Genomic DNA, 20,038 nt, shown 5'->3' on the forward strand with positions numbered 1-20,038 from the left:
GTCCTCGCCGCGCTGGCGATGACACTCACCGCCACCAGTGGCGAGGCGAAGAGCAGCAAGAAGGCGGAGGGCGAGGCTGCGGCGGAAGTGCCGTATCCTTCCACCTACAAACCCTATCCGGGCCGCCCCACCGCCCTGGTCGGCGCCACGGTCTTCGACGGGCGCGGCGGCCGGATCGACAACGGCACGGTACTGTTCGCGCAAGGCAAGCTGGTCGCGATCGGTGGCGCGGATATGGCGATCCCCGATGGCTATGACCGCATCGATGCGCGCGGCAAGTTCATCACTCCTGGTGTGATCGACATCCACTCGCACCTCGGCGTCTATCCCAGCCCCGGCGTCGATGCGCTGTCCGACGGCAACGAGATGACGAACCCCACGACGCCGGACGTCTGGGCCGAGCATTCGGTCTGGCCGCAGGACCCCGGCTTCACCCGCGCGCTGGCCAATGGCGGCGTCACCGCGATCCAGATCCTGCCCGGCTCGGGCAATCTGATCGGCGGCCGTTCGGTCACGATCAAGAACGTGCCGAGCCTGACCGTGCAGGGGATGAAGTTCCCCGGCGCGCCCTATTCGCTCAAGATGGCCTGCGGTGAGAACCCCAAGCGCGTTTACGGCAGCAAGGGCCAGAAGCCCTCGACCCGCATGGGTAACTTTTCGGTCGACCGGCAGGCCTGGATCGATGCGAAGAAGTACATGAATGATCCCGATGCCGACCGCGATCTCGGCAAGGATACGCTGGCGGGCGTGCTCAAGGGCGAGATTCTCGTCCAGAACCATTGCTACCGCGCCGACGAGATGGCGCAGGTGATCGATATGGCCAAGGAGATGGGCTACAAGGTCACGGCCTTCCACCACGCGGTGGAAAGCTACAAGATCGCCGATCTGCTCAAGGCGAACGGCATCTGCTCGGCGGTCTGGGCCGACTGGTACGGCTTCAAGATGGAAGCCTATGACGGCATCCCCGAAAACGCTGCGCTGATCGCCCATGCCGGGGCCTGCGTGATCATCCATTCGGATGACGAGAACGGCATCCAGCGCCTCAATCAGGAAGCCGCCAAGGCGCAGGCGGCGGGCCGGCGCATCGGCATCGACATTCCCGACGCGCAAGTCGTCGGCTGGTTCACCTACAATGCCGCCAAGGCCATGGGCATCGGTGACAGGACCGGCAGCCTTGAGCAGGGCAAGATGGCCGATGTGGTGCTGTGGAACGGCAATCCGCTCTCGGTCTATACCCGCCCCGAGAAAGTCTGGATCGACGGCGCCATGCTGTTCGATGCCGACAATCCCAAGCTGCGCCCGGTGAGCGATTTCGAGCTTGGCCAGCCCGGCGAAGGAGACGTGAAATGAGCCGCCGCGCCGTTCTGGCCGCCGCGCTGGCGGCCGCAGCCCTGCCGTTTGCCGCGCAGGCGCAGGATCTTGCCATCACCAATGCCACGCTCGCCATCGGCGATGGCGGGGCGCCCATCGAGCACGGCACGGTCGTCGTGCGTGGGGGCAAGGTGGTTGCTGCCGGGGCGGGCGTTGCCGTGCCCGCGGACATGCAGACGATCGACGGCACGGGCAAATGGGTCACGCCCGGCCTGTTCACGCCGATGACCGACCTGGGCCTGTGGGATGTCGAGGCGGTCGATACCAGCAACGATCTGGAAGCCGACGATTCGCCGTTCAACGCCGCGCTCGACGTGGCCCCGGCGCTCAATCCCTCCAGCCAGCATGTCGCGATCAGCCGTGCGGGCGGGGTGACGCGCGCGACCGTCGCTGCGTTCAACGGCAAGTCGATCTTTGCCGGGCAGGGCGCGGTGATCGATCTGGCCGCGGCTGGATCGACTGGCGCTACGATGCTGATGAAGCCGCGCGCGTTCCAGTTCGTCGCACTGGGCGAGCAAGGCGCGAAGCTGGCGGGCGGCAGCCGCGTCGCCGCGCATGTGGCGCTGCGCAACGCCCTGCGCGAGGCGAAGGAACTGGCCGCGCTTCCCGCCGGATCACAGCGGCAGAGCGATGCCATGCTCACCCGGCCCGATGCTCTGGCCCTGGCCAAAGTGCTCGACGGCAGCGAGCCGCTTTATGTCGGTGTCGAGCGCGCGGCGGATATCCGCAGCGTTCTGGCGCTCAAGGGCGAGTTCCCGAAGCTGAACCTCGTTCTCGTCGGGGCCAGCGAGGGCTGGCTTGTGGCGCGGGAAATCGCCGCCGCGCATGTGCCGGTGATTGCCATGCCGCTGCGCGATCTGCCCGATGCTTTCGAGACGTTGGCGGCCACCCAGTCCAACGTGGGGCGGATGACCAAGGCGGGCGTGAAAGTCGCCATCGGCATGTTCACCGGCGGCAACCAGCCGCGTTATGCCACGCAGCAGGCGGGCAATCTCGTCGCGCTGACCAGGCTGCCGGGCGCGGCCGGTCTCACCTGGGGGCAGGCTTTCGCCGCGATCAGCTCGATCCCGGCCGAGATCAGTGGCTATGGTGGGAAAGCCGGCGTGCTCGCTCCCGGCGCGGTGGGCGACGTGGTGCTGTGGGACGGCGATCCGCTGGAACTGTCCTCGGCGCCGCAGGAGGTGTGGATCGACGGCGTGAAGCAGCCGCTCGACAACCACCAGACCCGGCTGCGGGACCGCTACAAGGATCTCGATACGTCGGTGCTGCCGAAGGCCTACGACTGGTGATTGCATCTTGTTGATGGAGGCTGGGCCTCTATCAACAAGACATGATTATCCGCAAAGCCTTGCCTGGCGATGCATCTGCCATCGCCGCCATAATCCTGCCCGTGATCCGCGAGGGCACGACATACGCGCTGGATCCGGCCATGAGCGAAGCCGAGGCGCTGCGCTACTGGATGGACCCTGCCAAGGAGACTTTCGTGGCCGAGGAGGATGGCATCGTCCTCGGCACTTACTACATGCGGCCCAATCAGGCGGGCGGCGGCGATCACGTCTGCAATTGCGGGTACATGACCGCTGCCGCGGCCATGGGGCGGGGCATTGCCCGCCGCATGTGCGCGCATTCGCTGGAGCACGCCCGGTCACGCGGATACCGGGCCATGCAGTTCAACTTTGTCGTCAGCACCAACACGCGCGCGGTGCACTTGTGGCAATCGCTGGGCTTCGGGCTCATCGGCCGCCTGCCGGGGGCATTCCGGGATCCGGAGCATGGCTATGTCGATGCGCTGGTGATGTATCAGGCGCTGTAACAGGGTGACGTAACTGACCAGGCCGCGCATTTGACCGGTTTCCGTATAGGAAACAAATGTCGTTGCGTTTATTTCGAATATGGCGTATTGCGATATCACCCTGCCGGAGAGATCTCATGACCATCCCCGCCTATGCCGAGGCGTTCAGCGAACGCTTGCCCTCGGTGGACGAGGTGCAGGCGGCCAACCAGCTTCGCCAGATTATCGCCGCTCATGCCAACGATGGCGCAACACTGACGGTGCTTGACGCGGATTCCCCCGTCAACATCGCGCTCAGCCCCGCACTGTCCGAATTGCTGCTCGATCTGTTGCGGCATATCGGCAGTGGCGACGCGGTTACTTTAGTGCCGATTCACGAATTGCTGACGACGCAGCAGGCCGCGGATATTCTCAACGTGTCGCGCCCGCATCTCATCAAGCTTCTGGAAACGGGCGAAATGCCGTTTGACAAGGTCGGCCGGCACCGGCGGATCAAGGCCAGGGACGTTTTCGAATACAAGAAGAGGCGCGAGGAAGAACGATCGCGGGCGCTGGATGAGCTGTTTGCGGATGACGCGGATTTGATCTGAGAGTTGTGCAGAGATGTTCGCCAACCGTTATACGGCGCTTGTCGATGCCTGCTCGCTGGTGGGAACGCTCCGCCGCAATTTTCTCCTGACACTGGCCGAGGCGGAGTTTTTCCGCCTGCGCTGGTCGGCGGAAATCCTCGACGAAACGCAGCGCGCGGTTGAGGCGATCATGACGGGCAAGGACATCGCCGATGCCTCGGCAAGAGCCGCGCGATCCCGAGCCTTCATGGAAACCGCGTTTCCAGAGGCGCTTGTCGCCGAATATGATGCGCAGATGCCTCTGGGGATTGCCTTGCCTGATCCCGGTGACGCGCATGTTCTGGCCGCCGCCGTTCGAACGCAGGCGCAGACGATCGTCACCGAGAATATCAAGGACTTTCCGGAAGATGTCCTGATGCCTCTCAATCTGGAAGCGCGAACGGCCGATGAATTCATCGCCGATACCATCGCACTGGACGAAGGGCGGTCCATCCAGGCGATCAAGAGAATGCGGCAGCGCCTGAAGCGGCCGGAAAAGACACCGGACGCCTTATTGCGCGATTGCGAAGCTTACGGCCTGCTGGCGACTGCAAGCGTATTGCGCCCGTTCGTGGACCTGATCTAGGCCCTAGCCTCTTCCACGCCCGCACTGTTGTGGCGCAGGGCCTTCAGCACCGTATCGACGATCTGCGGCGCATTGAGGCCCGCCTCGTCGTACTGTGCCTCGGGCTTGTCCTGGTCCTGGAACACGTCGGGCAGGCGCATGGTGCGGATCTTGAGGCCTGCGTCGGTCAGCCCTTCGTCGCTCGCCATGGTGAGGACGTGGGCGCCGAGGCCGCCGATGGCGCCTTCTTCCACCGTCACCACGACTTCGTGGCTCAGCATCAGCTTGCGGATCAGTTCGCTGTCGAGCGGCTTGGCGAAGCGCAAGTCGGCGACCGTGGTCGAGAGGCCCTTGGCTTCCAGTGTGTCGGCGGCCTTGAGCGCTTCGGCGAGGCGGGTGCCGAGCGAGAGGATCGCGACCTTGGTGCCTTCCCGCACGATCCGGCCCTTGCCGATCTCCAGCAGCTGCGGGGTCTCGGGCAGGGGCACGCCCACGCCGTTGCCACGCGGATAGCGGAAGGCGATCGGGCCGGCGTCGTATTGCGCGGCGGTGTGGGTCATGTGGACCAGTTCAGCCTCGTCGGCGGCGGCCATGACGACCATGTTGGGCAGCGTCGCCAGATAAGTCACGTCGAACGAGCCCGCGTGGGTGGCGCCATCGGCACCGACGAGGCCGGCGCGGTCGATGGCGAAGCGGACGGGCAGGTTCTGGATCGCCACGTCGTGCACCACCTGGTCGAAGGCGCGCTGGAGGAAGGTGGAATAGATCGCGCAGAACGGGCGCATTCCCTGCGCGGCAAGGCCTGCCGCGAAAGTCACCGCGTGCTGCTCGGCAATGCCCACGTCGAAGCTGCGGTCCGGGAACTTTGCCTCGAACTTGTCGAGCCCGGTGCCGCTCGGCATGGCGGCGGTGATGGCGCAGATGCGCTCGTCGGTTTCGGCCTCGGCGATCAGCGCCTTGGCGAAGACGCTGGTATAGCTTGGCGGGCCGGCAGGCGCCTTGACCTGTTCGCCGGTGACGACGTTGAATTTCTGCACGCCGTGATACTTGTCGGCGGCGTTCTCGGCCGGGGCATAGCCCTTGCCCTTCTGGGTCACCACGTGGATCAGGCAGGGGCCCTCGGCCGCATCGCGCACGTTTTCCAGCACCGGGATCAGCTGGTCGAGGTTATGCCCGTCGACCGGGCCGACGTAGTAGAAGCCCAGTTCCTCGAACAGAGTGCCGCCCATCGCCATGCCGCGCGCGAATTCGTCGGTCTTCTTGGCGGCCTTGTGCAGCGGTTCGGGCAGACGGCGCGAGATGCGCCGGGCCACTTCGCGCAGCGACAGGAACGGGCGCGAAGATACCAGCTTGGCCAGATAGGCGGAAAGCCCGCCTACCGGGGGCGCAATCGACATGTCGTTGTCGTTGAGGATCACGACCAGGCGGTTGCCCGCCTGGCGCGCGTTGTTCATCGCCTCGTAGGCCATGCCCGCGCTCATCGCGCCGTCGCCGATCACGGCGATGCCGCGCCCCGGCTGGTTCTTCAGCTTGTTGGCCACGGCAAAGCCCAGCGCGGCCGAGATTGACGTGGAGCTGTGCGCGGTGCCGAACGGATCGTATTCGCTTTCGCTGCGCTTGGTGAAGCCGGAAAGGCCGCCGCCCTGGCGCACGGTGCGGATGCGGTCGCGCCGGCCGGTCAGGATCTTGTGCGGATAGGCCTGATGGCCGACGTCCCAGATCAGCCGGTCGTCGGGCGTGTTGAAGACGTAGTGGATCGCCACCGTCAGTTCGACGACCCCGAGACCCGATCCGAGATGGCCGCCGGTCTGGCCGACAGTCGCAATCGTCTCGCTGCGCAATTCGTCGGCAAGCTGGCGCAGTTGCGCCGGCTTGAGCTTGCGGAGGTCGTCGGGAGTCGAAACCGTATCGAGCAGAGGTGTGGCCGGATTGGCATTCATCTTTTGCCCCTTACACGCTTGTTTGTTGCATGTCGATTGACAGGGACTGTCATGGTGGAACACCGTGCAGACATGATGCACCGGCAAGGGATTTTCCCCTGAGGCCGGACTGTCCGGAGGCCCCTTGAACATCCGTCCCGCAACCGAATCCGACCTGCCCGACCTGCTCCAGATCATGGAGGCATCGATCTCCGGGCTGCAGGTGGGCTTCCTCAGCCCCGAACAGATCGCCTCAAGCCGCGCGGTGATGGGCCTCGACCGGCAGCTTATCGAGGACGGAACCTATTTCGTGGCGGAGCTGGACGGCGCGATCGCCGGCTGCGGCGGCTGGAGCCGGCGCGCGACGCTCTATGGCGGAGACCACAGCACCGGCCTGCGTGAACCGCGCCTGCTCGATCCGGCCAGCGAGCCGGCGCGGGTGCGCGCGATGTACACCAATCCGGCCTTCGCCCGGCGCGGCGTCGGCCGCGCATTGCTGGCCCATTGCGAAGCGGCGGCGCAAGCCGAGGGGTTTTCGGCTGTCGAACTCATGGGCACCCGTGCGGGCGAGCCGCTCTATGCCGTGGCGGGCTATGCCGTGATCGAGCGGATCGAGGATGACCGGGGCGGCGCCCCGGTGCCGCTGGCGCGCATGGGCAAGGCGCTGTGAAGCTGGCCTAGCTGCAGTCCGCGCACGTGCCGCGCAGTTCCACCACCGGGCGCACGTCGGCGAAACCGGCTTCGCGCGCGGCGCCGATCAGGGCGCCGGTCAGGCGGTCGTCGTCGAGGTGGATGGCCTTGCCGCAGGAATCGCAGATCAGGAAGATGCAGTCGTGCCGGCAGCCGGGGTGGCTGTTGGCAAGATAGGCGTTCGCGCTTTCCACCCGGCGCGCGAGGTTGGTGCGCACGAACAGGTCGAGGATGCGATAGACCGAGTTGGGCGCCACCCGCTTGCCGCGCAGGGCGGACACGCTTTCGGCCAAGTCATAGGCGGATGCGGGGCGTTCGCGTTCGGCGAGCGCGGCGAAGACGTCGGCGCGCATTTCGGTCCACTGTTCGCCCGACTCCTGAAGGGCGAGGCGGGCCGCCTTTACCAGGCTGTGGCCGCTATGTTCGTGATGGACGTGAGGACCGGACATGCCCCCCATATGGGGCGGACCGGCGTCGGGCGCAATTGCCGGCGGGTTACTGCGTCGTTTCGGCCTGGGCCGGAGGAACGATATTGTCCGCAAGGCTGGTGTGGTTGCCAAGACCCATCACGCCGAACACCAGCAAGGCCCCGCCGGCAAAGCCGAGAGCGAAGAAGCGGTAGAAGTCGGGTTTGAAGAGTCCCATGGCCTGCGTTGCGATCCCGGTCAGTTTTGCGATTTGTGTCGCCCAAATGACCATGCAGGCCTTTCCGTCCAGTGAACATCGCGCTGCAGTGCATCATTCTGCGATGAGCGGTGGGCAGGCTGCGGTGAATTGCCTGCCCCCGGACAACTTTTCCGTGTGAACTCAGTGGCGGAAGTGACGCATCCCGGTGAAGACCATGGCGAGTCCCGCCTCGTTCGCCGCCTTGATCACTTCGTCGTCGCGGATCGAGCCGCCCGGCTGGATCACTGCGGTCGCGCCCGCTTCGGCGGCGGCCAGCAAGCCGTCGGCAAAGGGGAAGAAGGCGTCGGAGGCAACGGCGCTGCCCACCGTGCGCGGCTGCTCCCAGCCGAACTTCTCGGCGGCCTCGGCAGCCTTCATCGCGGCAATGCGCGAGGAATCGCGGCGGTTCATCTGGCCCGCACCGATACCGGCGGTCACGCCGTCCTTGGCATAGACGATCGCGTTCGACTTCACATGGCGGGCCACGGTCCAGGCAAACAGGCAGTCCTGCAGTTCCCGGTCGGTCGGCTCGCGCTCGGTCACGACCTTGAGATCGTCGAAGCCGATCGCACCATTGTCGCGGCCCTGCACCAGCAGGCCGCCGGTGATAGGCTTGACGTTGAGGCCGCCGCGGCGCGGATCGGGCAGGTCGCCGGTCAGCAGCAGGCGCAGGTTCTTCTTCCTGGCGAAGAAGGCGCGGGCTTCCTCGTCGGCATCGGGGGCCACGACGACTTCGGTGAAGATCTGGCAGATTGCTTCGGCCGTGGCGCCATCGAGCGTCTGGTTGACCGCGACGATGCCGCCGAAGGCCGAAACGTCGTCACAGGCGAGCGCGCCCTGCCAGGCGTCGAGCAGCGTCTCGCCCTGGGCCACGCCGCAGGGATTGGCGTGCTTGACGATCACGACCGCGGGCTTCTGGCCCTTGAATTCGGCGGCCAGTTCGAACGCAGCGTCAGCATCGCTGTAATTGTTGTAGGAGAGCTCCTTGCCCTGCACCTGCTCGGCCTGGGCCAGACCGCGGGTGTAGGGGCCGACCGGCGTATAGAGCGCGGCCTTCTGGTGCGGGTTCTCGCCATAGCGCAGTTCGGTGACGAGGCGGCCGTTGACGGCGAGCATCTCGGGGAATTCCTGGCCCTGATCGGCAAAGGCGAACCACTGGCTGATCATCGAATCGTAAGCGGCGGTCTGCGCAAAGGCGCGCGCGGCCATCAGCTTGCGGAAGCCGAGCGTGGTGCAGCCGCCGGTGGCTTCCAGCTCGACCATCAGGCCTTCATAGTCGCTCGGATCGGTGACGATGGTGACATAGGCATGGTTCTTGGCCGCCGAGCGCACCATCGAGGGGCCGCCGATGTCGATGTTCTCGATGATCGTGTCGCGGTCCGCGCCTTTCGCGACCGTCGCTTCGAACGGGTAGAGGTTGACCACCACCAGATCGATCGCGCCGATTTCGTGCTCGGCCATGGCCTTGGCGTGCTCGGGATTGTCGCGCACGGCCAGCAAGCCGCCGTGGACCTTGGGGTGCAGCGTCTTGACGCGGCCGTCCATCATCTCGGGGAAGTTCGTGACGTCGGAGATGTCCTTCACCTCCAGCCCGGCCTCGCGCAGCGCCTTGGCGGTGCCGCCGGTCGAGATCAGTTCCACCCCTCGTTCGGCCAGCACCTTGCCGAGCTCCGCAAGGCCGGTCTTGTCGGATACGGAAAGCAGGGCGCGGCGGATCTGGACGGAATCGGTCATGGGCGGGGTTCCTTCGCGAATTATCTTTGCGCGCGCCCTTAGGCCCGGCGGGGAGAGGGGGCAAGGGTGTGGGAACAGGCTATGACAATTCCTCGCTGAGCAAGCTCAGGCAGGAACTAGCTCATCTTCTTGAGCAGCCAGCCGAAGTTGCCGCCGCCGCGTGAGACGAGGCCCTGGATCACCAGTTGCTGCGTTGCTTGCGGGCGGCCTTGCCCGTCGACCCAGAGCGAATCCTCGATCGTCACTTCGCCCGCGCCGCTGCGGAACTGCCAGTAGGAGCCGTCGGACAGGGCCAGCCCGGCGCCCTGGCCATCGGCGGTAAGCGCCACGTCGACATCGGGGCCGAGGTGGAAGCGGATCGCGAAGCCGACTTTGCCGCGCTTGCCCTTGCGGCCCGACGGCAGCAGCAGGTCTTCGCCGCGCAGTTCGGTGCCGTCGTCACGCAGGATCAGGATGCGCTGGTGGGTGAGGCCATAGCGCGCGGCATAGCCGTTGTGGCTGGCCTCGGTGCGTGTCGCGGTGGAGCCGTTGTCCTGCGGCAGGGTCCGGCGGTCGACATCGACTTCGCTGACGCCCCCGCCGATCATGCCGTTGATCAGCACTGCGGTGGAATTGGCATCGTCGAGCGTGAGCGTCGAATGGGCGGCGGTGGCGCGCAACCCCTGTTCGAGCCGTACCGGAACAAGCCCGCCGCCGCTCGCCGCGCCGCCGCAGTTGACGATCACGCGGTGCCCGGCGTGCGACAGCTCGAAAGCCAGCGTCGAGGCGCAGCCATAGCGGGCATGTTGCGGCATCGGCGGCGGCGAAGTGTCGAACTGCAGCACGGTCTTGTTCGCAAGAACGCGCTGATAGCCCCACTGGCGCACGTCGCGCAGCGGGCGGGTGCGCACGCCGCTGGCCGTGACCAGCGCGCCGACCTCGTCGCCATCGACGGCCCAGCCGCCCTGCCACGATCCCAGCGATCCGTCGCCGTGGGTCAGCGCCAGCAGCGGCGGCACCAGCATGGCGATGACGCGCTCGATTGCCTCGGGCGGGTCGCGCCGCGTGGCGTTGTAGCAATTGCGCAGGCGCACCAGCAGCGCGATGGCTTCCATCTGCGCCAGCGGACTGCGCGAGAGCACGCCGCCGTCGTCGCCGATCGATTCGCCCAGGGCCTTGATCAGCCCGGCCTCGCCATAGAGGCGGCGCGGGCGCCCGTCGGGCAGCAGCAGACCGGCCGCGACAATGCCGCACCAGCCCGCGACTTCGGCCAGCCGGTCCTCGCCGCGCGTCACGTGGCGGTCGAGCCAGCGTGCGGTTGCGCCGATGTGCCCCAGCACGCGCGAGCGCAGCGCCTTTTCGCCCGAGAGGATCAGCGGCGCGTGGACCAGCCAGTTCATCAGCCGCATCCCGGTGTTGCCCACGCTCCAGGCGGGGCCCTTGCCGGGCTTGGCGGGCGGTTCGGGGTTGGCCTGGAGCCAGGCGGTCAGGATCCGTTCGGCCACTGGCGCGCCCTGTTCGCGCGGGCCGCAGGCTTCGAGGTCGGTCAGCCAGGAGAACGAGTGGACGACCTTTTCCAGCGGCGGGGTGACGCGCGCGGCGCCGGCATAGTCGACTTGCGCGATCGGCGTCTTGGCGCCGTGGACGAGGAAGTGCCCGGCGCGCAGCGCGGTTCCGGCGACGCGGTCTCCGGGCAGGGTATTGCTGACCGTCGCCAGCAGCCGCGTGCGCGCCTTCTTGCCCATCGGCGCCGTGAGCATCGAGCCGGGGATGCCCATGCGGTAGGCCATGCGGATCAGCCGTTCGCCGACATGGACCGACGGCGGCGAGAAGTCGGCCAGCGCCAGATCGCGGCCGGTCGCGGCCTGTGCGGCGCCGACCGTTTCCGCCTCGGGATCGCTTGCGCTCATGTTCAAGACGCCCTCCTCAGCCACCGTCGACAGGGGAATCGCCCGAGCCGCCTCGGGGTTCCTGGTCTTTGGCCGCTGGCGGGTCCTGACATTCACGGTTCAGCCCAGTCCCTTCAACGTCTTGATGTTCGCTGCGTATTGCGAGGGACCGCCGCGGAAGGTCGCCGATCCGGCCACCAGCACGTCGGCCCCTGCCGAAACGCAGAGCGGCGCCGTTTTCGCATCGACGCCGCCATCGACTTCGAGCCGGATGTCGCGGCCCGATTTCTCGATCATCTTGCGCACCGCCTCGATCTTGCGAAGCTGGCTGGAAATGAAGCTCTGGCCGCCGAAGCCGGGGTTGACGCTCATCACCAGCACGAGGTCGACATCATCGATCAGGTAGTCGAGCATCTTGGCCGGGGTTGCCGGGTTGAGCGAGACGCCCGCTTTCTTGCCCAGGGCCTTGATCGTCTGCACCGTGCGGTGGATGTGCGGTCCGGCTTCGGGGTGGACCGTGATGATGTCCGCGCCCGCCTCGGCAAAGGCTTCGAGGTAGGTATCGACCGGGGAGATCATCAGGTGCACGTCGAAAGTCTTGGCCGAATGCGGCCGCAGGGCCTTCACGACGGCCGGGCCGATGGTGATGTTGGGCACGAAATGCCCGTCCATCACGTCGACATGGATCCAGTCCGCGCCCGCTTCGTCGATGGCGCGCACTTCCTCGCCAAGACGCGCGAAATCGGCAGAAAGGATCGACGGGGAAATCAGAGGGACAGTCATGTCGGGAAACGATACTCCTTGACGCGCAAGAATAGGGCACGAGGTCTTTGGTGGACAAGTTGTCAAGGCTGTGTTTTCCACACGCACAATGCGCTGGAGCCACCGGTTTGCACGCTATTTGATTGCCGATGGGGTGTCTGGCGCTGTCATCGCGTTCGCCTGCTTTGCGGGCGGTGGACAATTCAGTCGCCATTCACGGCATCCGGCGCATTCTGGCGTCTGAGAATTAGGGGTTTTCCCTTGTCCCTGCGCCGCGAATTCCGGCCTGGACGGCATGGAAGACCCCTTCGGTAAGGATTATGGACTGCGAATGACCAAGCGTAATTCCGGCGGGCCGGTCCGCCGAACTTTCCTGCGCCCGAAAAGGGCTTTTGCGGCCGGTGCGGCGATCGCGGCGGCGATGGGCTTCGCGGTGACCTCGCCGGCGGTGGCGCAGTACCGCAACGAGATCCGCAACGACATGAGCCGCTGCGCGGCCGGTTCCGGTCCGGCGGTGATGGTGACGGTGGACGGTATCAAGGCCTCGCAGGGCAAGCTGCGCGTCCAGACCTATCATGCCACGCGCGGCGAATGGCTGGAAAAGGGCAAGTGGCTGGCGCGCATCGAAGTGCCTGCCAAGGCCGGGACGATGACGTTCTGCGTGCCGGTTCCCGGACCGGGCACTTACGGCGTGGCAGTGCGCCACGATCTCAACGGCAATGGCGATACCGATATCATGTCCGATGGCGGCGCCATGTCGAACAACCCCTCGATCAACATCTTCAATCTCGGCAAGCCCAGCTACACCAAGGTGGGCGTGCCGGTGACGGACGGGGTCAAGTCGATCCGGGTGCAGATGAAGTACATGTGAGGCCAGCCTGGCGGAAGCCGGTCAGGCATCGCGGGCGTCCGGGCCGGAAGCACCGGCTGAACCGAGGCTAGTCCGCCGTGAAGACAGCGCTGCTGCGGGGGCGCTCATCGACATGGAGACTGAACACATCGGGGCGCGAATAGTGGCCCACCACATCAAGGTCGTAGCGGGCCCGGATCAGTTCGTCCGTGTCGATCTCGGTGGTGAGCAGCCCGGTCTCCCGCTCCATCGGGCCGGCAAGCACATCGCCGAGCGGGCCCACGATCATGCTGCCGCCCCCGATCAGTGGCCGGTCAACGTCCCAATGATCGACCGTCACGCCGAGTTCGGCAGGCGAAGGCTGAACCTGGCAACAACTTATCACGAAGCAGCGCCCCTCATGCGCGATGTGGCGCATCGAACTGCGCCACACGTCGCGCTCGTCCACTGTCGGGGCGCACCAGATTTCGACGCCCTTGGCGTACATGGCCGTGCGGAACAGCGGCATATGGTTTTCCCAGCAGATCGCCGCGCCGAGCTTGCCCGCCTCGCTATCGACAACGGGCATGGTTGAGCCGTCGCCCTGCGACCAGATCAACCGCTCGGTGCCGGTCGGCATCAATTTGCGATGTTTGGCGACCACACCGCGCTCGGGCTCTATGAACACCGCCGTGCAGAACAGCGAAGACCCGGCGCGTTCAATGACGCCCAGCACCAGCGTTGCGCCCGTGCGGCTGCTCAGGCCGGCGAGCTCCGCCAGTTCCGGCCCGTCCATGTCCACGGCGTTGTCGTAGTACCGGGCGAACGCCTCACGGCCCTCAGGCATACGGTAGCCGAGCCGGGTGCCGAAATGTTCGCCTTTCGGATAACCGCCCAGAAGGGCTTCGGGCATGACAACCAGCCGCGCACCCGAGGCGGAGATGCGCTCCTCGAAGGCAAGGACATTGCGGAGCGTTGCATGTTTGCCGGCGTAATCCGACCCGATTTGCAGGGCCGCGACAGTGATCTTGCTCATGCGTGGTTCCATAACCGAAGGATCATCACGAAGGAACGTGGGTTCTCTTCATTGGGATAAGATTTTGAAAATAATCGGAAGGTTTCCCCGGCCTCGCCTGCCATTCACGGCACCGCTAGGGCGCGCTGAAGGCAGCCACTTCCCGCGCCGCGATGATCGCGCGGGCGTCCGTCAGGTCCTGCGGCTTGTCGACATCGACGGCGGCGAGACCGTCGCGCGCGGCGACCAGATGGGCGGAAATGCCGATACGGCGGCCGAGCCCGGTGATCGCCTGCGCCAGCGTCAGGCGGCCCAGCGCATAGCTGGCGAGCATTCCGAGGCCGAGCCGGGCGGCGATGCGCCAGGGGCGCTTGCGGTCGGCCTCGACCATTTTCCAGGTCTCGATCGCCGCGCCGGCCCGTTCGCTGGCCAGCAGGAACAGGTTGCAGCCCGACCACTGGCCATCGGCAAAGCGCAAGTAGGTGCGGCGGCTGCCCGGCATGGCGGCCTCGATCGCCTCGCGCCGGGCGAGGAGCACGGCAACGTCGGCATCCGGCGGGGTGTCGGCGACGAAATCGCGCACCCATTCGGGGCGTAGCAGGGCATGGTCGGCGGTCGTCACCAGCAGCGGCGCACCGAGCTTTTCGAGGCCGATGGCGACGCTGGCGCTGGGGCCGCTGGCCGAGAGCAGGACCTCGCAGCCCAGTTCGCGGGCAAGGTCCATGACTTGCGGGTCGGACGCGGACACGGCGATCCGCTCGATCCCCGCTTCGCGCAGCGCAGCGGCGACGCGGGCGAGCATGGTCTGTCCTTCAATCGTGACCAGCGCCTTGTGCCAAACGCCTTCGGAGGCGGCGACGGGATCGGGCGGGCCGGGGCGCGATCCGGCCAGTATCAGCGCAGAGGGCATCTGGGGGGAGGGCATCATGCCGGACGGTCTCCCGCCTTGCGCCGGCGCCAGACCTGCCACAGCACGCCGGGCGCGGCGAGCACCGGATGGCGTTCGCGCCAGGGCGTCAGAGTCACGGGCACGCCGGTATGGCGCTCGATCTTCCAGGCGGCATAGCGTGCGGCGCCGTCGAACGTGGTCGAGGCCTTGAGCAGGCGCAGCACGTTGTAGGGCTTGCCGAGCCGCTGGCGGCGCTTCCACCAGCCGAGCAGGCGCGCGCGTTCGGCAGGCGGCATGTCGGGGCGGATCGTGCTGCCGGCGCCGCGCGCGAAGCCAATGCCCCCGGCGATCAGCGCGAGCGGCAGCAGTCCGTCGAAATGGGCGCGGTTGGCGGCCAGGATCGAATCCTCGCGGCCGGCCTTTTCCACTCGGAATTCGGCGGCGTAAGTGGCTTGGAACAAGGCCCGCCAGTAATCGTCGGGCGTGCCGGCGGCCGGGCCGAGCGCGACCGCGAGCCTCGCCGCCGTGCAGGCCGCCTGCGCCACGGCGTCGGCGATCGCCGCGCCAGCTTCCGCATCGCGTTCCCAGGCCAGCGCGCAGGGCTGGACGAAGCGGGCCCAGATCGTGGTGTCGAGCAGGTCCCCGGCGGCGGCGGCGCGGAACGTCTCCAGCGCCATCGTCGCGACTTTGGCGCGCAGGGGCACGCCGTCGCAGGTCCATTCGTGATAGCTCACGCGCGGCCAGATCTTCTCGACCTGCGGTCCTTGCGTGAGGACGTAGAAATCGAGCACGCCGTCGAGCGAGCCGGTGCGCAGGTTGGAGCCGTAGAACAGCACGCCTAGTGCATCGACCGGGGCCAGCCGCTCGGCAAAGGCGCGCACGGCGTGCTCTACCGGGCGTTCGAGCGCGGCGGCAATCCGCGTGGCCAGAGTGCCGGCCAAGGTTCCGCCCAAGGCTCCGGAAGTGTCGAGATCCTCGCTCATGCCGCGATGCTCCCGCAGGGGCGCGCCGAAATCAAGCGGCCCGCGTCGATAACGAGGGCGAAATCAGGGGACGACGAAAGTGAGCTGCGGTCCTTCGTCGAGCACATAGCGCCCGGCCGGGAAAGCTTCGCCGTCGAGGATGAACGGGCCGCCGATGTCGAGTTCGAGTTCATTGGCATAGAACCGCTGCGTGCCGTTGCGGGCCATGAAACGGCCATAGAGGCCGAACAACAGCACCAGCGGCAGCAGCGCCATGATCCAGCGCACGGGCCAGTCGATCACGGCCATCTTGAGACCCGGCGCCGGATCGCGGCCGAACGGGCGGGCGCCGAGCGGGAACTTCTCGAACGTGGTGGCGACGGTCATGAACCGTTCGTTCGCGCGGCCGCGGCCGGGATGCGGCAGGTTGCGGCCGGTCGCCCGGTCGGCGATGCGCGTCGGCGTGCACTTGCGCCAGGGATTGCCGGTGCCGCCGAACAGGGTCTGGAGAATGCCCCACAGCACTGTCAGCCCCACGGCGAAGCTGTTGAAGGCGCCGCGGCGGTGCGCTTCCTGCCCGGCCTCGGTCGCGACGGCGAAAGCGCCGGTGCCGAGGATGAAGCCCTGCACGCAGCGGCCCTCGGTGTCGCCCTCGGCAGGTGCGATGCGCAAGGGGCGGCGGGTTTGCGTGTTGCCGCGGTGTGCGGCAGACAGCGCTTCGGCCAGCGACCAGTGGTTGGGCAGGCCGAGATCGACTGTCAGCGCATTGGTCTTGCCCTTGGGCAGGACGATGAGCGTGGGCCAGTCCTCACCGAAGATGTCGGCGCCGCAGGACAGGGCATCGCGCACCGTGCCGTCGCCGCCGTCGATCACCAGATAATCGATGCCGCGGCGGGCAAAGCCGTCGAGCGTGAGATAGAGTTCTTCGCGGGTGCGCGGGGTTTCCGTCAGGATGTTGGAGCATTCCGCCATTTCCGGCGCCAGCCCCTTGTTACGGTGGCTGCGCGGATTGCGGATGATGCCCACCAGCGGAACCGCCCGCCCGCGACGCGCGGGATGGGCTGAACCTGTTTTGCCAGACCGGCTGGACTTGCCGAAGGTCGGCAGCGTTTCAAATTCGTAGATAGATCCGTGCACGGGCGCCTATGTAGTGTTGGCCGCCCGCAAAATCACCAAGAAATCATACCTGACACAATAATGTTACAGTTATGTGGCGCTTGTGATGTTCCTGCCACGAACGGTCACGTTCGGCGGCGTGCGATTGCCAGTGCTGCCCGGCTGGATTACGGCGCGCCCATGAACAGCACTTCCCAAGCCCCGGCCCAGGCTCTGGCGGTCGTCACTCTGGGCGAAAATTCCGTCAAACTCTGGGGCCTTACGATGGCCGAACGTGTCGGCCGCATTGCCCTGGCAGCGAACCTCACGCCCGTATCGGCGGTGCCCCAGGGCCCTGCGATCCTTTCCAATGCCGCTCATGCCTGGGACCCGGCGTGGTTCCGCCACATCGTGACTCAGCCGGGCATGGTGCTGACATTGGCGGGCGTTCCCGCGCTGGCCCATGCCGCCGATGCCGGGCAGGCCGCCCGAATCGCGCAGGCGATGACGGCCGGCACGCCGCTCACCGACAGCACCGGCCTGATCGTGGTTGCGTTCGAGAGCGGGCCGACGATCGAGAACAAGCAGCTGCGCAAGCGCGAGACCCCGTTCCTGATGGCGCTGACGCCGGGCTCGGTGCGCGCGATCGAGCGGGCGAGCTATTTCGGCGCCTACAAGGGCGTGACCGACCTGCTCACCAAGTACCTCTGGCCCGAATGGGCGCTGGTGCTCACGCGCATCTGCGCGAAGCTGCACGTCACGCCCAACATGGTGACGGCTGTGGGCGCGGTGTTCTGCGTGATCGCGACCGTGCTGTTCGCCTATGGCCATTACTGGGCGGGCATGGCGACCGGCCTGGTGTTCATGGTGCTCGATACCGTGGACGGCAAGCTTGCCCGCTGCACGATCACGTCCTCGCACTGGGGCAATATCTTCGACCATGGCATGGACCTCGTCCATCCGCCGTTCTGGTGGTATTTCTGGGCGACGGGCCTTGCGTTCTGGGGGCTGGGCTACGACACCGCCACGTTCTGGTGGGTGCAGGGTGCGATCCAGGGCGGCTATGTGGTCCAGCGCGTGATCGAGGGTGTGTTCATGCGCCAGAACGGGATGATGCACATCCACGTCTGGCGCAAGTTCGACAGCCGGTTCCGCCTGATTACCGCGCGGCGCAATCCGAACATGGTGATCCTGTTCGCCGCGATGCTGTTCGCGCGGCCCGATCTGGGCCTGATCGCGGTGGCCTGGTGGACGGCGCTGTCGTGCCTGGTCCACGCCGTGCGGCTGGTGCAGGCATGGATCGTGCGGTCACGCGGCGGTACGATCACTTCGTGGCTGTCGGAAGCCTGAGAATTCCGAAACCTGAGCAAAGGATAGGCGCATGAACGTGACCATGGAGAAATTCGGATACCCGGCCACGCTGGTGGCCGAATTCGCGCATTGGGTGGTCCTTGCCCGCCCGGCGCAGCCGACGCTCGGTTCGCTGGTGCTGGCGGCGAAGTCCGATGCGACGGCTTTTTCGGACCTGTCCGCCGAAGCCCATGCCGAGCTCAAGCAGGTCACGACCGCGATCGAGCGCGCGCTGGGCAAGGCGGTGGACTATGCGAAACTCAACTACCTGATGCTGATGATGGTGGACCCCAATGTCCACTTCCACGTCATTCCGCGCTACGAAGGCGCGCGCGAATGGCAGGGGCGCGAATTCGTCGACGTGGGCTGGCCCAAGGTTCCCGATCTCGGCCATGCCGTGGCGCTGGAGGGCGAGGATCTGGCCGCATTGGTAGCCTGGCTGAAGAGTTCCTTCGCTTAAGTCACTCCCCGCCGTCCTTGCGGACCCGCGCCACGGTCTGTTGCAGCGTGGCGAGGTCGACGAGGCCCGGTATCAGGTAGGCGCCGATCATCAGGCCGGGCGTCCCTTCCAGCCCCATCATGTTCGCATAGCGGAAATTGCGCACGAGCAGGGCATCGATCTCGGCCTTGTGCGTTTTCATGTCGTTCTGCAGCCGGTTCCAGTCGACGCGGGCCATGCGGGCTGCCTCCCGGATCGTCGGCTCGTCGAGCCGCACCGGCACTTTCATCAGCGCGGCGTGGAAGGCGGCGTGCTTGTTCTGGTATTGCGCGGCAATCGCGGCGCGCGCGGCCAGCATCGAGCCGGGCCCCTGCAGCGGCCAGTCGCGATAGACGACGCGCACTTTGGGATCGGCCGCGATCAGCGCGTCGAGCGTGGCGTTGAACCGGCGGCAATAGGGGCACTGGTAGTCAGAGAAGATCACGACCGTGACATCGCCGTTCCGGGCCCCGGCCGTGGGCGCCAGCGGGTCGGTGCGGATCTGCGCGCGCAATTGCCGGGCCTGCGCCGATTGGGCTTCGTTCCCGGGCTTTTGCGCCGAGGCCGCGGCGGGCATCAGCGTTGCCGCCAGGCCAAGGCCCGCGATCAGGAAGGCGCGCAGGGCGGGGAACGTCATGGCTGGGTCCTTTCCAGGGATTCGATCTGCGCCGTCAGTCCGGCGCGGGACATTTCGCCGACCTGGCTGGACACGATCGTGCCCGAACTGTCGATGAACAAGGTGGTGGGCAGGGCCTGCGTCTCAAGGGCGGGAATCGCCTCATGCGCGGGGTCGGTGAGTACGCGATCGGCCGGAAGGCCCTGTTCGGAAAGGTAGCGCCGGATCGTGGCGGTGTCTTCCCCGGCATTGGCGAGGAACACCGGCATGGCGGCATTGCGCGCAACATCCGTCACCATCGGCATTTCGCGGCGGCAGGGGCCGCACCAGGTGGCCCAGACATTGAGCACGAAAGGCTTGCCGCGCAGGCTGTCGAGCGCGACGGCGCGGCCGTCCAGCGTGGTCAGTGTCAGTCCTGCCGGGAGCGGGCGCGGGGCCGGGCGCAGCATCGGCACGGCAAGGGTCATGATGAGCGTCAGCGCGACCGCCGTGCCGCCGAGCGCCAGTGTCGCGCGCGAGCGGCGCAGCATGAGAGCGATTACGGCAAGCGCCGCCGCAAGCCCCGGCCAGAGCGCAAAGCCGCCCTGCCAGATCGCGAAGACCGATGAGGGCTCGGCCCGGTAGGCGTCGAAATGGAGCAGGACATAGGCTGCGCGCGCCGCCACGGCGCCGGTCAGCAGGGCACGCCAGGCCACGGTGTCCGCACGCGTCTGCGTCCGCCGGGCAATGCGCCCGGCCAGGAAGAGGAACGCGGCGATACAGACGATCGCCGCCAGCCTTTCGCTTGCGAGCATTAGCGGGCCGAGGGGAATCGAGGACATGGAGTGCT

At 66.7% G+C, this 20,038-nt stretch carries 21 protein-coding genes; 9 read left to right on the forward strand and 12 right to left on the reverse strand.

What is annotated here, in order from left to right:
- The first annotated feature begins 18 nt into the window (after nt 1–18).
- The 5 genes from NN5_RS07590 to NN5_RS07610 all read left to right on the forward strand — a co-directional run bounded on the left by NN5_RS07590 (nt 19) and on the right by NN5_RS07610 (nt 4,357).
- Entirely contained in the window at nt 19–1,350 is a 1,332-nt protein-coding gene (locus NN5_RS07590) for an amidohydrolase (protein ID WP_373280330.1), read from the forward strand.
- The gene (locus NN5_RS07595) at nt 1,347–2,660 is read left to right on the forward strand and encodes an amidohydrolase family protein (RefSeq protein ID WP_067733545.1); all 1,314 of its coding nucleotides are present in this window, start codon (nt 1,347–1,349) and stop codon (nt 2,658–2,660) included. The genes NN5_RS07590 and NN5_RS07595 overlap by 4 nt, the downstream gene beginning before the upstream one ends.
- Before the next feature lie 41 nt (nt 2,661–2,701).
- Entirely contained in the window at nt 2,702–3,184 is a 483-nt protein-coding gene (locus tag NN5_RS07600) for a GNAT family N-acetyltransferase (protein WP_067733547.1), read from the forward strand.
- 116 nt (nt 3,185–3,300) lie between these two features.
- A complete protein-coding gene (locus NN5_RS07605; protein WP_067733549.1) occupies nt 3,301–3,753 on the forward strand; it encodes a helix-turn-helix domain-containing protein in 453 nt (150 codons plus the stop codon).
- A gap of 13 nt (nt 3,754–3,766) precedes the next feature.
- The gene (locus NN5_RS07610) at nt 3,767–4,357 is read left to right on the forward strand and encodes a PIN domain-containing protein (RefSeq protein WP_067733552.1); all 591 of its coding nucleotides are present in this window, start codon (nt 3,767–3,769) and stop codon (nt 4,355–4,357) included.
- Here the strand turns inward: NN5_RS07610 and dxs are convergent.
- Nucleotides 4,354–6,276 (reverse strand): 1-deoxy-D-xylulose-5-phosphate synthase, encoded by a 1,923-nt coding sequence (gene dxs, locus NN5_RS07615; RefSeq protein ID WP_067733554.1) that lies wholly within the window; start codon nt 6,274–6,276, stop codon nt 4,354–4,356. The two genes, NN5_RS07610 and dxs, sit on opposite strands and share 4 nt — an antisense overlap.
- Nucleotides 6,277–6,451: 175 nt before the next feature.
- Here dxs and NN5_RS07620 point away from each other — a divergent pair, with 175 nt between their 5' ends.
- Nucleotides 6,452–6,925 (forward strand): GNAT family N-acetyltransferase, encoded by a 474-nt coding sequence (locus NN5_RS07620; RefSeq protein ID WP_067733601.1) that lies wholly within the window; start codon nt 6,452–6,454, stop codon nt 6,923–6,925.
- A gap of 7 nt (nt 6,926–6,932) precedes the next feature.
- Here NN5_RS07620 and NN5_RS07625 read toward each other — a convergent pair whose 3' ends face one another.
- The 5 genes from NN5_RS07625 to rpe form a co-directional block, all read right to left on the reverse strand.
- On the reverse strand, nt 6,933–7,403 hold the full coding sequence (locus tag NN5_RS07625) for a Fur family transcriptional regulator (protein WP_084384803.1): 471 nt from the start codon (nt 7,401–7,403) through the stop codon (nt 6,933–6,935).
- 37 nt (nt 7,404–7,440) lie between these two features.
- Nucleotides 7,441–7,590: a hypothetical protein gene (locus NN5_RS07630; RefSeq protein WP_174523881.1), complete on the reverse strand. Its 150-nt coding sequence runs from the start codon at nt 7,588–7,590 to the stop codon at nt 7,441–7,443.
- Between the two features lie 162 nt (nt 7,591–7,752).
- Nucleotides 7,753–9,345, reverse strand: a complete 1,593-nt coding sequence (gene purH, locus NN5_RS07635; protein ID WP_067733558.1) for a bifunctional phosphoribosylaminoimidazolecarboxamide formyltransferase/IMP cyclohydrolase — start codon at nt 9,343–9,345, stop codon at nt 7,753–7,755.
- Between the two features lie 116 nt (nt 9,346–9,461).
- On the reverse strand, nt 9,462–11,234 hold the full coding sequence (locus NN5_RS07640) for a heparinase II/III family protein (protein WP_245656329.1): 1,773 nt from the start codon (nt 11,232–11,234) through the stop codon (nt 9,462–9,464).
- 99 nt (nt 11,235–11,333) lie between these two features.
- Nucleotides 11,334–11,996: a ribulose-phosphate 3-epimerase gene (gene rpe / locus NN5_RS07645; protein WP_067733562.1), complete on the reverse strand. Its 663-nt coding sequence runs from the start codon at nt 11,994–11,996 to the stop codon at nt 11,334–11,336.
- A gap of 310 nt (nt 11,997–12,306) precedes the next feature.
- On the opposite strand from rpe, the gene NN5_RS07650 reads away from it, so the two are divergent.
- Complete coding sequence (locus tag NN5_RS07650; protein ID WP_067733564.1) at nt 12,307–12,846, forward strand: DUF2141 domain-containing protein; 540 nt, start codon at nt 12,307–12,309, stop codon at nt 12,844–12,846.
- Between the two features lie 67 nt (nt 12,847–12,913).
- Here the strand turns inward: NN5_RS07650 and NN5_RS07655 are convergent, their stop codons facing one another.
- The 4 genes from NN5_RS07655 to NN5_RS07670 all read right to left on the reverse strand — a co-directional run bounded on the left by NN5_RS07655 (nt 12,914) and on the right by NN5_RS07670 (nt 16,807).
- On the reverse strand, nt 12,914–13,840 hold the full coding sequence (locus tag NN5_RS07655; protein ID WP_067733566.1) for a carbon-nitrogen hydrolase family protein: 927 nt from the start codon (nt 13,838–13,840) through the stop codon (nt 12,914–12,916).
- 115 nt (nt 13,841–13,955) lie between these two features.
- Nucleotides 13,956–14,747: a nucleotidyltransferase family protein gene (locus NN5_RS07660; protein WP_373280328.1), complete on the reverse strand. Its 792-nt coding sequence runs from the start codon at nt 14,745–14,747 to the stop codon at nt 13,956–13,958.
- On the reverse strand, nt 14,744–15,691 hold the full coding sequence (locus NN5_RS07665; RefSeq protein ID WP_373280329.1) for a hypothetical protein: 948 nt from the start codon (nt 15,689–15,691) through the stop codon (nt 14,744–14,746). The genes NN5_RS07660 and NN5_RS07665 overlap by 4 nt, the downstream gene beginning before the upstream one ends.
- A gap of 63 nt (nt 15,692–15,754) precedes the next feature.
- Nucleotides 15,755–16,807, reverse strand: a complete 1,053-nt coding sequence (locus NN5_RS07670; protein WP_067733568.1) for a diacylglycerol kinase family protein — start codon at nt 16,805–16,807, stop codon at nt 15,755–15,757.
- Nucleotides 16,808–16,966: 159 nt separating this feature from the next.
- Here NN5_RS07670 and NN5_RS07675 point away from each other — a divergent pair, with 159 nt between their 5' ends.
- Both NN5_RS07675 and NN5_RS07680 read left to right on the forward strand, forming a co-directional pair.
- A complete protein-coding gene (locus tag NN5_RS07675; protein ID WP_067733570.1) occupies nt 16,967–18,115 on the forward strand; it encodes a CDP-alcohol phosphatidyltransferase family protein in 1,149 nt (382 codons plus the stop codon).
- A 31-nt stretch (nt 18,116–18,146) separates the two neighbouring features.
- Complete coding sequence (locus tag NN5_RS07680) at nt 18,147–18,575, forward strand: HIT family protein (RefSeq protein ID WP_067733572.1); 429 nt, start codon at nt 18,147–18,149, stop codon at nt 18,573–18,575.
- A 1-nt stretch (nt 18,576) separates the two neighbouring features.
- Here NN5_RS07680 and NN5_RS07685 read toward each other — a convergent pair whose 3' ends face one another.
- Nucleotides 18,577–19,230, reverse strand: coding sequence for a DsbA family protein (locus tag NN5_RS07685; RefSeq protein WP_067733573.1), 654 nt, complete (start codon nt 19,228–19,230; stop codon nt 18,577–18,579).
- The gene (locus NN5_RS07690; protein WP_084384804.1) at nt 19,227–20,030 is read right to left on the reverse strand and encodes a TlpA disulfide reductase family protein; all 804 of its coding nucleotides are present in this window, start codon (nt 20,028–20,030) and stop codon (nt 19,227–19,229) included. Before NN5_RS07690 ends, NN5_RS07685 begins: the two co-directional genes overlap by 4 nt.
- Nucleotides 20,031–20,038: the final 8 nt, after the last annotated feature.

Source organism: Novosphingobium naphthalenivorans NBRC 102051 (genome assembly GCF_001590985.1).
In the GTDB taxonomy this organism is placed as follows: domain Bacteria; phylum Pseudomonadota; class Alphaproteobacteria; order Sphingomonadales; family Sphingomonadaceae; genus Novosphingobium; species Novosphingobium naphthalenivorans.

Coding starts and splice junctions, on each gene's coding strand:
- rpe (WP_067733562.1), bottom strand. CDS start 11,996: ATGACTGTCCCTCTGATTTCCCCGTCGATCCTTTCTGCCGATTTCGCG.
- NN5_RS07590 (WP_373280330.1), top strand. CDS start 19: ATGACACTCACCGCCACCAGTGGCGAGGCGAAGAGCAGCAAGAAGGCG.
- NN5_RS07625 (WP_084384803.1), bottom strand. CDS start 7,403: ATGGGGGGCATGTCCGGTCCTCACGTCCATCACGAACATAGCGGCCAC.
- NN5_RS07690 (WP_084384804.1), bottom strand. CDS start 20,030: ATGTCCTCGATTCCCCTCGGCCCGCTAATGCTCGCAAGCGAAAGGCTG.
- NN5_RS07665 (WP_373280329.1), bottom strand. CDS start 15,691: ATGAGCGAGGATCTCGACACTTCCGGAGCCTTGGGCGGAACCTTGGCC.
- NN5_RS07605 (WP_067733549.1), top strand. CDS start 3,301: ATGACCATCCCCGCCTATGCCGAGGCGTTCAGCGAACGCTTGCCCTCG.
- NN5_RS07680 (WP_067733572.1), top strand. CDS start 18,147: ATGAACGTGACCATGGAGAAATTCGGATACCCGGCCACGCTGGTGGCC.
- NN5_RS07675 (WP_067733570.1), top strand. CDS start 16,967: ATGAACAGCACTTCCCAAGCCCCGGCCCAGGCTCTGGCGGTCGTCACT.
- NN5_RS07655 (WP_067733566.1), bottom strand. CDS start 13,840: ATGAGCAAGATCACTGTCGCGGCCCTGCAAATCGGGTCGGATTACGCC.
- NN5_RS07620 (WP_067733601.1), top strand. CDS start 6,452: ATGGAGGCATCGATCTCCGGGCTGCAGGTGGGCTTCCTCAGCCCCGAA.
- NN5_RS07650 (WP_067733564.1), top strand. CDS start 12,307: ATGACCAAGCGTAATTCCGGCGGGCCGGTCCGCCGAACTTTCCTGCGC.
- purH (WP_067733558.1), bottom strand. CDS start 9,345: ATGACCGATTCCGTCCAGATCCGCCGCGCCCTGCTTTCCGTATCCGAC.
- NN5_RS07685 (WP_067733573.1), bottom strand. CDS start 19,230: ATGACGTTCCCCGCCCTGCGCGCCTTCCTGATCGCGGGCCTTGGCCTG.
- dxs (WP_067733554.1), bottom strand. CDS start 6,276: ATGAATGCCAATCCGGCCACACCTCTGCTCGATACGGTTTCGACTCCC.
- NN5_RS07630 (WP_174523881.1), bottom strand. CDS start 7,590: ATGGGACTCTTCAAACCCGACTTCTACCGCTTCTTCGCTCTCGGCTTT.
- NN5_RS07600 (WP_067733547.1), top strand. CDS start 2,702: ATGATTATCCGCAAAGCCTTGCCTGGCGATGCATCTGCCATCGCCGCC.
- NN5_RS07640 (WP_245656329.1), bottom strand. CDS start 11,234: ATGAGCGCAAGCGATCCCGAGGCGGAAACGGTCGGCGCCGCACAGGCC.
- NN5_RS07610 (WP_067733552.1), top strand. CDS start 3,767: ATGTTCGCCAACCGTTATACGGCGCTTGTCGATGCCTGCTCGCTGGTG.
- NN5_RS07660 (WP_373280328.1), bottom strand. CDS start 14,747: ATGATGCCCTCCCCCCAGATGCCCTCTGCGCTGATACTGGCCGGATCG.
- NN5_RS07595 (WP_067733545.1), top strand. CDS start 1,347: ATGAGCCGCCGCGCCGTTCTGGCCGCCGCGCTGGCGGCCGCAGCCCTG.